7 protein-coding genes are annotated in these 10,291 nt (G+C 73.2%); 6 read left to right on the top strand and 1 reads right to left on the bottom strand.

Going from position 1 to position 10,291, the window contains the following annotated elements:
* Window positions 1-18: 18 nt before the first annotated feature.
* Both EAO77_RS14130 and ftsY read left to right on the top strand, forming a co-directional pair.
* The gene (locus tag EAO77_RS14130; protein ID WP_147988332.1) at window positions 19-1,437 is read left to right on the top strand and encodes a sugar porter family MFS transporter; all 1,419 of its coding nucleotides are present in this window, start codon (window positions 19-21) and stop codon (window positions 1,435-1,437) included.
* Window positions 1,438-1,606: 169 nt separating this feature from the next.
* Complete coding sequence (gene ftsY, locus EAO77_RS14135) at window positions 1,607-2,830, top strand: signal recognition particle-docking protein FtsY (RefSeq protein ID WP_147988333.1); 1,224 nt, start codon at window positions 1,607-1,609, stop codon at window positions 2,828-2,830.
* Window positions 2,831-3,012: 182 nt separating this feature from the next.
* On the opposite strand, the gene EAO77_RS14140 is transcribed toward ftsY, so the two are convergent.
* Complete coding sequence (locus EAO77_RS14140) at window positions 3,013-3,675, bottom strand: bifunctional DNA primase/polymerase (RefSeq protein WP_147988334.1); 663 nt, start codon at window positions 3,673-3,675, stop codon at window positions 3,013-3,015.
* A 424-nt stretch (window positions 3,676-4,099) separates the two neighbouring features.
* On the opposite strand from EAO77_RS14140, the gene EAO77_RS14145 reads away from it, so the two are divergent.
* The 4 genes from EAO77_RS14145 to EAO77_RS14160 all read left to right on the top strand — a co-directional run bounded on the left by EAO77_RS14145 (window position 4,100) and on the right by EAO77_RS14160 (window position 10,117).
* Window positions 4,100-5,581 (top strand): hypothetical protein, encoded by a 1,482-nt coding sequence (locus EAO77_RS14145; RefSeq protein ID WP_147988335.1) that lies wholly within the window; start codon window positions 4,100-4,102, stop codon window positions 5,579-5,581.
* Window positions 5,582-5,905: 324 nt separating this feature from the next.
* The gene (locus EAO77_RS14150) at window positions 5,906-7,261 is read left to right on the top strand and encodes an ammonium transporter (protein WP_147988336.1); all 1,356 of its coding nucleotides are present in this window, start codon (window positions 5,906-5,908) and stop codon (window positions 7,259-7,261) included.
* Entirely contained in the window at window positions 7,258-7,596 is a 339-nt protein-coding gene (locus EAO77_RS14155) for a P-II family nitrogen regulator (RefSeq protein WP_005311372.1), read from the top strand. Before EAO77_RS14150 ends, EAO77_RS14155 begins: the two co-directional genes overlap by 4 nt.
* A 73-nt stretch (window positions 7,597-7,669) precedes the next feature.
* Complete coding sequence (locus EAO77_RS14160; RefSeq protein ID WP_147988337.1) at window positions 7,670-10,117, top strand: [protein-PII] uridylyltransferase; 2,448 nt, start codon at window positions 7,670-7,672, stop codon at window positions 10,115-10,117.
* The last annotated feature ends 174 nt before the right edge of the window (window positions 10,118-10,291 follow it).

A 10,291-nucleotide genomic window follows, 5' to 3' on the forward strand; every position in this document is an offset into this window, starting at 1 on the left:
GTGGCCCCAGGAGTACACGTGACCAGCACTGAGCAGCCCCCGGGATCGGGTGCCCGCCAGGCCCACCCCGAGCATCTCGGGCATGTCATCTTCATCACGGCGGCGGCCGCGATGGGCGGATTCCTCTTCGGATACGACAGCTCCGTCATCAACGGCGCCGTCGAGGCCATCCGCGACCGGTACGACATCGGGTCCGGCACCCTCGCCCAGGTCATCGCCATCGCCCTGATCGGCTGTGCCATCGGTGCCGCCACCGCGGGCCGCATCGCCGACCGCATCGGCCGCATCCGCTGCATGCAGATCGCCGCGGTCCTCTTCACCGTCAGCGCCATCGGCTCGGCGCTGCCGTTCGCCCTCTGGGACCTGGCGATGTGGCGCATCGTCGGCGGCTTCGCGATCGGCATGGCGTCGGTCATCGGCCCCGCCTACATCGCCGAGGTCTCCCCGCCCGCCTACCGCGGCCGGCTCGCCTCCTTCCAGCAGGCCGCGATCGTCATCGGCATCGCCGTCTCCCAGCTGGTGAACTACGGCATCCTCCAGCTCGCCGACGGCGAGCAGCGCGGTGAGATCGGCGGCCTCGAGGCCTGGCAGTGGATGCTCGGCGTCATGGTCGTCCCGGCCGTCCTCTACGGACTGCTGTCCTTCGCCATCCCCGAGTCGCCGCGCTTCCTCATCTCCGTCGGCAAGCACGCCAAGGCCAGGCACGTGCTCGAAGAGGTCGAGGGCAAGACCGTCGACCTGGACGCCCGTGTCGCCGAGATCGAGCACGCGATGCACCGCGAGACCAAGTCCACGTTCAAGGACCTGCTCGGCGGAAAGTTCTACTTCCTGCCCATCGTGTGGATCGGCATCGGCCTCTCCGTCTTCCAGCAGCTCGTCGGCATCAACGTCGCCTTCTACTACTCCGCGACGCTCTGGCAGTCCGTGGGCATCGACCCGACCGACTCGTTCTTCTTCTCGTTCACCACGTCGATCATCAACATCATCGGCACGGTGATCGCGATGGTCCTGGTCGACCGCATCGGCCGCAGGCCGCTCGCCCTGATCGGCTCCGTCGGCATGGCGATCGCGCTCGCCTTCGAGGCCTGGGCCTTCTCCGCCGACCTGGTGGACGGCAAGCTCCCGGAGACGCAGGGCGTCGTCGCCCTGGTCGCCGCCCATGTGTTCGTCCTCTTCTTCGCGCTCTCGTGGGGCGTCGTCGTCTGGGTCTTCCTCGGCGAGATGTTCCCCAACCGGATCCGCGCCGCCGCGCTCGGTGTCGCCGCGTCCGCCCAGTGGATCGCGAACTGGGCCATCACGGCCAGCTTCCCGAGCCTCGCCGACTGGAACCTGTCCGGCACCTACATCATCTACACGGTCTTCGCCGTGCTCTCCATCCCCTTCGTGCTCAAGTTCGTGAAGGAGACCAAGGGCAAGGCGTTGGAGGAGATGGGCTAATCCCCGCTGCCCCGATCCTCTGGCTGCCCCGGCTCAGCGCGTGAGCCGGGGCAGCCCGTCGTAGGTCCCGTCCGGCGCATCCGCCCGGGCGCGAGGCCCCGCGGCCCCCCGCGGCCCGCCGCCGGGGAAGCGGAGCCCCTCCAGGGGCGTCACGCATACTGGACGGACCATGGAAATCGTCATCCTTGCTGTAGTCATCGCCCTGGTCGCGATCGGCGCCATCAGCGGACTCGTGGTCAGCAGCCGCAGGAAGAAGCAGCTGCCGCCCTCGGCACCGCCGAGCACGCCGACCATCACCGCTCCGCCCGCCGAACCGCACGTCGGCGACGAGGCGGAGACACCGCGGGACGAATCCCGCCGCACCATCGAGGAGGTCGGCCTCCCGACCGCCGAGGAGGCCGTCGAGACGCCGGCCGCCGTCGAGGACCCGGTCGTCGCCGAGCCCCTCGCGCCCGAGATCGAGATCCCGGAGCCGACCGCCGGCCGTCTGGTCCGGCTGCGGGCCCGCCTCGCCCGCTCCCAGAACTCCCTCGGCAAGGGGCTGCTCACGCTGCTCTCGCGCGAGCACCTCGACGAGGACACCTGGGAGGAGATCGAGGAGACGCTGCTCACCGCCGACGTCGGTGTCGCCCCGACCCAGGAGCTGGTCGAGCGTCTGCGCGAGCGGGTCAGGGTGCTCGGCACCCGCACCCCCGAGGAACTGCGCACGCTGCTCCGCGAGGAGCTGCTGACCCTGGTCGGAACCGACTTCGACCGTGCCGTGCGGACCGAGAGCGGCACCGACACCCCGGGCGTCGTGATGGTCGTCGGCGTCAACGGCACCGGCAAAACCACCACCACCGGCAAGCTCGCCCGGGTGCTGGTCGCCGACGGGCGGTCCGTCGTGCTCGGCGCCGCCGACACCTTCCGCGCCGCCGCGGCCGACCAGCTCCAGACCTGGGGCGAGCGCGTCGGAGCGCGGACCATCCGCGGACCGGAGGGCGGCGACCCCGCCTCGATCGCGTACGACGCGGTCAAGGAGGGCATCGCCGAGGGCGCGGACGTCGTGCTCATCGACACCGCCGGCCGGCTGCACACCAAGACCGGCCTCATGGACGAGCTCGGCAAGGTCAAGCGCGTCGTGGAGAAGCACGGTCCCCTCGACGAGGTGCTGCTCGTGCTCGACGCCACCACGGGACAGAACGGACTGGTCCAGGCCCGGGTCTTCGCCGAGGTCGTGGCCATCACCGGCATCGTGCTCACCAAGCTCGACGGCACCGCCAAGGGCGGCATCGTCGTCGCCGTCCAGCGGGAGCTGGGCGTACCGGTGAAGCTCATCGGCCTGGGAGAGGGCGCCGACGACCTGGCGCCGTTCGTGCCCGAGGCGTTCGTCGACGCCCTCATCGGCGACTGACGGCACCACCCGTACGGAAGAGGCCCCGTGGCCGGCGCGAGCCGGCCCGGGGCCTTCGTCGTGGCACGGCGGGGGAGCGGCGCCGGCAGGGAGTCCCGGGCGAGCCGCCCGCGCCGGATGCCCCGGGCCGGCCGCCCGCCGCCGTGGGCCCGGCCCCGCGAGCCGGGCCCCGCATCGTGGGATCAGCCGGCCGAGCGGTGGCAGATGTACGCCAGGGTGCCGAGCAGCAGCCGGGCCTCCGGCGGTGCGGTCGCGGTGTCCAGCGAGGGGGCGCGCAGCCACTGCACCGGACCGAGGCCGCCCCGGTCGGACGGCGGGGCCGTGATGTGGTCGCCCGGGCCGAGGCACCGCAGATCCAGGTCGGCGTCGTCCCAGCCCATCCGGTAGAGCAGCCGGGGCAGGCCGGCCGCCGCGCCCGGCGCCACGAAGAACTGCGCGCGGCCCTCCGGGGTCGCCGCGACCGGCCCGAGACGCAGGCCCATGCGCTCCATCCGCACCAGCGCCCGCCGGCCCGCCGGAGCCGCCACGTCGAGGACGTCGAAGGACCGGCCCACGGGCAGCATCAGCGAGGCGCCGGGCACCGCGGCCCATGCCCGGCCGGCCTCGTCGAGCGTCGCACCCGCGGGCACTTCGCGTGCGAAGTCGAGCGGGTGGGCGCCGGGAGCCGGGCACGCCGCGTCGCCGCAGGAGCACCGGCCGGCGGCGGCTCTGGCGCCGGGGATCACCGGCCAGCCCCACAGTCCGGTGTACTCGGCCACCACGGTGGCCTCCGCCGTGCGCCCGCGGCGCCGGGCGCCGGGCCTGATGTGGCCGATGCCCCGGGTGCCGCCGATCGTGAAGCCCATGCCCCCTCCAACGGGTCGAGTGCGCCGTTGGTTACGACGCGGAGCGGTCCGGTGACGCTGCGTCGCGGGGCGTGCGGAGTCTCCCGTGGCGCGCGGATGTCCGGGAGGGAGTGCGGAACGCGACACGCGCCCCCGCGCGCTACGGTCCGCCATTCCCTGATCGTGCCGTGTCAAGTGAATCGCGCCTGGCCGTACGTGAGTTCACCCGGAGGGGTGGCGAATGGTGGCGTTTCTGCAATCCCACTCGCCGAGCACGTGATCGGAGGATTACTTTCGGTGCACGAACCTGCAATTGCACCGCGCCGGCGGGTATGCCCCGGGCAACCCGGAGAGCCGTCCGAGTGCACAAGGGCTTCCGGAGGCCGTGGCGCACGGCATCCTGGTAGCGGTTCGGACGAAGGGTCCGACGGATGGGGGCAGTCGAGTGAGCGGCAGCGGCGCAGACGGTACGAACACCGGCAAGCGCCCCAACGAACAGCTGAGCTCGTGGTTCGTGCGCAGCGGCTGGTCGAAGGGCGAGCTCGCGCGCCAAGTGAACCGACGGGCACGCCAGATGGGCGCGCACCACATCAGCACGGACACCTCCCGGGTCCGTCGCTGGCTGGACGGCGAACAGCCCCGCGAACCGATCCCGCGCATCCTGTCCGAGCTGTTCTCCGAGCGCTTCGGCAGCGTCGTCGCCATCGAGGACCTCGGCCTGCGCACCGCGCACCAGGCGCCCTCCGTGTCCGGGGTGGACCTGCCGTGGGCGGGCCCCCAGACCGTCGCGCTGCTCAGCGAGTTCTCCCGCAGCGACCTGATGCTCGCCCGCCGCGGCTTCCTCGGCACCTCGCTCGCCCTCGCGGCCGGTCCCGCCCTCGTCGAGCCGATGCAGCGCTGGCTGGTCCCCACGCCGGGCGGCGACACGGCACCCTCCCACGCCACGGCCCCCGCCGCGGCACGCCGGCCCGCCCGGCTCTCGGGCCCCGAGCTCGATCTGCTGGAGTCCACCACCGCGATGTTCCGCCAGTGGGACGCGCAGTGCGGCGGCGGCCTGCGCCGCAAGGCCGTCGTCGGCCAGCTCCACGAGGTCACCGACCTCCTCCAGGAGCCGCAGCCGGCGGCCACCGAGCGCCGGCTCTTCCGCTGCGCCGCCGAACTGGCCGAGCTCGCGGGCTGGATGAGCTACGACGTGGGCCTCCAGCCCACCGCCCAGAAGTACTTCGTGCTCGCGCTGCACGCCTCGAAGGAGGCCGGCGACAAGCCGCTCGGCTCGTACATCCTGTCGTCGATGAGCCGTCAGATGATCCATCTCGGACGGCCCGACGACGCCCTGGAACTCATCCATCTCGCCCAGTACGGCAGCCGCGACTGCGCGACCTCCCGCACCCAGGCGATGCTGTATGCGATGGAGGCCCGCGCCTACGCCAACATGGGCCAGCCCAGCAAGTGCAGGCGCGCGGTCCGGATGGCCGAGGACACCTTCGCCGACGTGGGGCTCGACGGCGAGCCCGAGCCGGACTGGATCCGCTTCTTCTCCGAGGCCGAGCTCAACGGGGAGAACGCCCACTCCTACCGCGACCTGGCCTACGTCGCCGGCCGCAGCCCCACCTACGCCTCCCTCTCGGAGCCGGTCATGGAGCGCGCGGTGGAGCTTTTCAGCCAGGACCAGGAGCACCAGCGGTCGTACGCACTGAACCTCATCGGAATGGCCACCGTGCACCTGCTGAAGCGGGAGCCGGAAGCCGCCACCTCCTTCGCGGGCCAGGCGCTCGACATCGCCCGCAAGGTCCGCTCCGAGCGGGTCAACACGCGGCTGCGCAAGACGGTCGACACGGCGGCCCGGGACTTCGGCGACGTGGCAGAGGTCCTTCAGTTCACCGACCGGCTCACCGCCCAGCTGCCCGAGACCGCGGAAGCGGTCTGAGCGGCGGGCAGCCTGCCCGCACCGGCAGGCCGGCGCACTCCGGCCACGGCSCCCACCCCGACGGACCGACTCGGCTCCCCCCGTGCCATGTCACCGGAGGTGGGCGCCGTGGCCGGATCGTGATGTGGGCAGATGATACGTCCGGACCCCCCGGACGATCAGCACGTTCATGGCGACGTAACACGCAGGACCCCTTCGTCACGGCCGCGAAACATCGAGCGGCATTTGCGGAAACCGCGCTGCGCGAACCTCATGGCGCATAACCGGCCCGCTCTACCGCCCGGCTCCGCCCGCACGCGGCCGCACGACGACGAGGAGACGCCGATGCCCCCAGGCATCTCGACCCTTGCCGCAGACGCTCCCGAGCTGTCTGCCGCCAACACAGGGTTCATGCTCATCTGTTCCGCCCTGGTGATGCTCATGACCCCGGCCCTCGCCTTCTTCTACGGAGGCATGGTCCGCGTCAAGAGCACTCTGAACATGCTGATGATGAGTTTCATCAGCCTCGGGATCGTCACCATCCTCTGGGTGCTGTACGGCTTCAGCCTCGCCTTCGGCACCGACTCCGGTTCGCTCATCGGCTGGAGCGCGGACTACGTCGGCCTCAGCGGCATCGGCGTGACCGAGCTGTGGGACGGCTACACCATCCCGGTCTACGTCTTCGCCGTCTTCCAGCTGATGTTCGCGGTGCTCACCCCCGCACTGATCAGCGGCGCCCTCGCCGACCGCGTCAAGTTCACCGCCTGGGCGCTGTTCATCGCCCTGTGGGTGACCGTCGTCTACTTCCCGGTCGCGCACTGGGTGTGGGGGTCGGGCGGCTGGCTCTTCGAGATGGGCGTCATCGACTTCGCCGGCGGCACCGCCGTCCACATCAACGCCGGCGCCGCGGCGCTGGGCGTCATCCTCGTCATCGGCAAGCGCGTCGGCTTCAAGAAGGACCCGATGCGCCCGCACAGCCTCCCGCTGGTGATGCTCGGTGCCGGTCTGCTGTGGTTCGGCTGGTTCGGCTTCAACGCCGGCTCCTGGCTCGGCAACGACGACGGCGTCGGCGCGGTGATGTTCGTCAACACGCAGGTCGCCACCGCCGCCGCGATGCTCGCCTGGCTCATCTACGAGAAGATCCGCCACGGCGCCTTCACCACCCTCGGCGCGGCCTCCGGCGCGGTCGCCGGTCTGGTCGCCATCACCCCGGCGGGCGGCGCCGTCTCCCCGCTCGGCGCGATCGCGGTCGGCGCCGTCGCCGGCCTGGTGTGCGCCCTGGCCGTGGGCCTGAAGTACCGGTTCGGCTACGACGACTCCCTCGACGTCGTCGGCGTGCACCTCGTCGGCGGTGTCATCGGCTCCCTGCTGGTCGGCTTCTTCGCCACCGGCGGTGTCCAGTCCGACGCCAAGGGCCTCTTCTACGGCGGCGGCCTGGAGCAGCTGGGCAAGCAGGCCGTCGGCGTCTTCGCGGTCCTGGCCTACTCTCTGGTGGTCTCCGCCCTCCTCGCCCTCGTGCTCCACAAGACGATCGGCATGAGGGTGGACGAGGACGACGAGGTCTCCGGCATCGACCAGGTCGAGCACGCCGAGACCGCGTACGACTTCAGCGGCGCGGGCGGCGGTGCCGCATCCCGCAAGGCCGTGCCCGCACCGGTCGACACCGTGGCCGCAGCAGAATCCAAGAAGGTGGACGCATGAAGCTCATCACCGCAGTCGTGAAGCCGCACCGGCTGGACGAGATCAAGGAGGCCCTCCAGGCCTTCGGCGTCCAGGGGCTCACGGTCACGGAGGCCAGCGGCTACGGCCGGCAGCGCGGCCACACCGAGGTCTACCGCGGCGCGGAGTACACCGTCGACCTCGTCCCCAAGATCCGCATCGAGGTGCTGGTCGAGGACGACGACGCCGAGCAGCTGGTCGATGTGATCGTCAAGGCCGCCCGTACCGGCAAGATCGGTGACGGCAAGGTCTGGAGCGTCCCGGTGGACACCGCCGTACGGGTCCGCACCGGCGAGCGCGGTCCGGACGCCCTGTAGGAAGCGACGACGCCCTCCGCCCGCCCCCGGGACGCCCCGGGGGCGGGCGGGCACCGAACAAGGAGCCGCCGGAGTGACGAGCCTCGATGTGAGCGACGGAACGGAAGACTCGGGACCCGGCGGATACGCGGCGGCCCGGCTGCTCCTTCTCTCGGAGAAGGAGCGGTCCGGGCCGTCGCGCCGTGCGTCCCTCGCCCGGCTGACCGACGGCTGGCTGGCCGGCCTGTTCGCCGCCGCCGCGGCGGACACCGGCGTCAGGGGCGCCGCACTCGTCGCCGTCGGCGGATACGGACGCGGCGAGCTGTCGCCCCGCAGCGACCTCGACCTGCTGCTGCTGCACGACGGGAACGACCCCGCGGCCGTCGCCGCCCTGGCCGACCGGATCTGGTACCCGGTCTGGGACCTGGGCCTCGCCCTCGACCACTCCGTGCGCACCCCGGCCGAGGCCCGCGGCACCGCGGCCGAGGACCTCAAGGTGCAGCTCGGACTGCTCGACGCCCGGCCCGTCGCCGGCGACCTCGGCCTGGTGGCCGCCCTGCGCACCTCCGTGCTCGCCGACTGGCGCAACCAGGCACCCCGGCGGCTGCCCGACCTGGACGCGCTGTGCCGGGAGCGCGCCGAGCGCCAGGGCGAGCTCCAGTACCTCCTGGAACCGGACCTGAAGGAGGCCCGCGGCGGCCTGCGCGACGTCACGGCCCTCGGCGCCGTGGCCGCCTCCTGGCTCGCCGACGCCCCCCGGGAGGGCCTGGCCGAGGCCCGCCGCGTCCTCCTCGACGTACGCGACGCCCTGCACCTGTCCACCGGGCGCGCCACCGACCGCCTCGCCCTCCAGGAACAGGACCAGGTCGCCGTCGAGCTCGGCCTCCTCGACGCCGACGCCCTGCTGCGCCAGGTCTACGAGGCCGCCCGGACCGTCTCGTACGCCGGCGACGTCACCTGGCGCGAGGTGGGCCGCGTCCTGCGCTCCCGCGCCGTGCGGCCCAGGCTGCGCGCCATGCTCAGCGGCGGACGCGCCTCCCAGCCCGAGCGCACCCCGCTCGCCGAGGGGGTCGTCGAGCAGGACGGCGAGGTCGTGCTCGCCCGCACGGCCCGGCCCGACCGCGACCCCGTGCTGCCGCTGCGCGCCGCGGCGGCGGCGGCCCAGTCCGGGCTGCCGGTCTCCCGGTACGCGGTGCGCCGCCTCGCCCAGGCGGCCCCGCCGCTGCCCGTGCCGTGGCCCGCCGAGGCCCGCGAGGAGCTGGTCAGGCTGCTCGGCGCCGGGGAGGCGACCGTGCCGGTCTGGGAGGCCCTGGAGGCCGAGGGGATCGTCACCCGCCTGGTGCCCGACTGGGAGCGGGTCCGCTGCCGGCCCCAGCGCAACGCCGTGCACACCTGGACCGTCGACCGTCACCTCGTCGAGACCGCCGTCAAGGCGTCGGCGCTCACCCGTCGTGTCGGCCGCCCCGACCTGCTCCTCGTCGCCGCCCTGCTGCACGACATCGGCAAGGGCTGGCCCGGCGACCACTCCGAGGTGGGCGAGACCATCGCCCGGGACATCGCGGCCCGGATCGGGTTCGACCGCGCCGACGTGGGTGTCGTCGCCACCCTGGTGCGGCAGCACCTGCTGCTCGTCGAGACCGCCACCCGGCGGGACCTGGACGACCCCGCGACGGTCGAGTCCGTCGCCAAGGCGGTCGGCTCGGTGAGCACGCTGGAGCTGCTGCACGCGCTCACCGAGGCGGACGCCCTCGCGACCGGGCCGGCCGCGTGGTCCTCCTGGCGCGGCTCGCTCGTCGCCGACCTGGTGCGCCGCGCCGCCGCCGTCCTCGCCGGGGACACCCCCGCCGACCCGGAGCAGGCGGCCCCGAGCGCGGAGGAGGAACGCCTCGCCATGGAGGCCCTGCGCACCGGCGAGCCCGTCCTGGCCCTGCGCACCGAGCCTGCCGCCCCCGCCGAGGACGGCGAACCGGAACCCGTCGGCGTGGAGCTGCTGATCGCCCTGCCCGACCAGCCGGGCGTCCTGCCCGCCGTGGCCGGCGTGCTCGCCCTGCACCGGCTGACCGTCCGGGCTGCCGACCTGCGCGCCGTGGAGCTGCCCACCGGCGTCGGGGAGACCTCCCTGCTGGTGCTGAACTGGCGCGTCGCCGCCGAGTACGGCTCCCTTCCGCAGGCCGCCCGGCTGCGCGCCGACCTCGTGCGGGTCCTGGACGGCACACTGGACATCCGCGGGCGCCTCGCGGAGCGGGAGGCGGCGTATCCGCGGCGGCGCGGCAGCACCGCCCCGCCCCCGCGGGTGACCGTGGCGCCCGCCGGTTCCCGCCTCGCCACGGTGATCGAGGTCCGCGCCCACGACGCCCCGGGGCTGCTGCACCGGATCGGCCGGGCACTGGAGGGAGCGGCGGTGCGGGTCCGCAGCGCCCGTGTCTCCACGCTGGGGGCGAACGCCGTGGACGCCTTCTACGTGACCGGGACCGACGGTTCGCCGCTCGCGGACGCGGAGGCGAAGGCGCTCGCGGGGAGCGTGGAGGAGGCTCTGCGCTGAGCGGCGGGCGGCCGGGGCGGCAGGCTCGGTGCGCAGGGCCAGGACGGGCTCGCCGGTGCGCAGGGCCTCCATGGCGAGGCGTTCCTCCTCGGCGGCCGGGGCGGCAGGCTCGGTGCGCAGGGCCAGGACGGGCTCGCCGGTGCGCAGGGCCTCCATGGCGAGGCGTTCCTCCTC

It is taken from the genome of Streptomyces sp. T39, assembly GCF_008042045.1.
Lineage (GTDB): Bacteria > Actinomycetota > Actinomycetes > Streptomycetales > Streptomycetaceae > Streptomyces.

Excerpts from the sequence above, each read along its gene's own strand:
- EAO77_RS14155 (WP_005311372.1), top strand. The coding sequence starts at position 7,258 with ATGAAGCTCATCACCGCAGTCGTGAAGCCGCACCGGCTGGACGAGATC.
- EAO77_RS14140 (WP_147988334.1), bottom strand. The coding sequence starts at position 3,675 with ATGGGCTTCACGATCGGCGGCACCCGGGGCATCGGCCACATCAGGCCC.
- EAO77_RS14150 (WP_147988336.1), top strand. The coding sequence starts at position 5,906 with ATGCCCCCAGGCATCTCGACCCTTGCCGCAGACGCTCCCGAGCTGTCT.
- ftsY (WP_147988333.1), top strand. The coding sequence starts at position 1,607 with ATGGAAATCGTCATCCTTGCTGTAGTCATCGCCCTGGTCGCGATCGGC.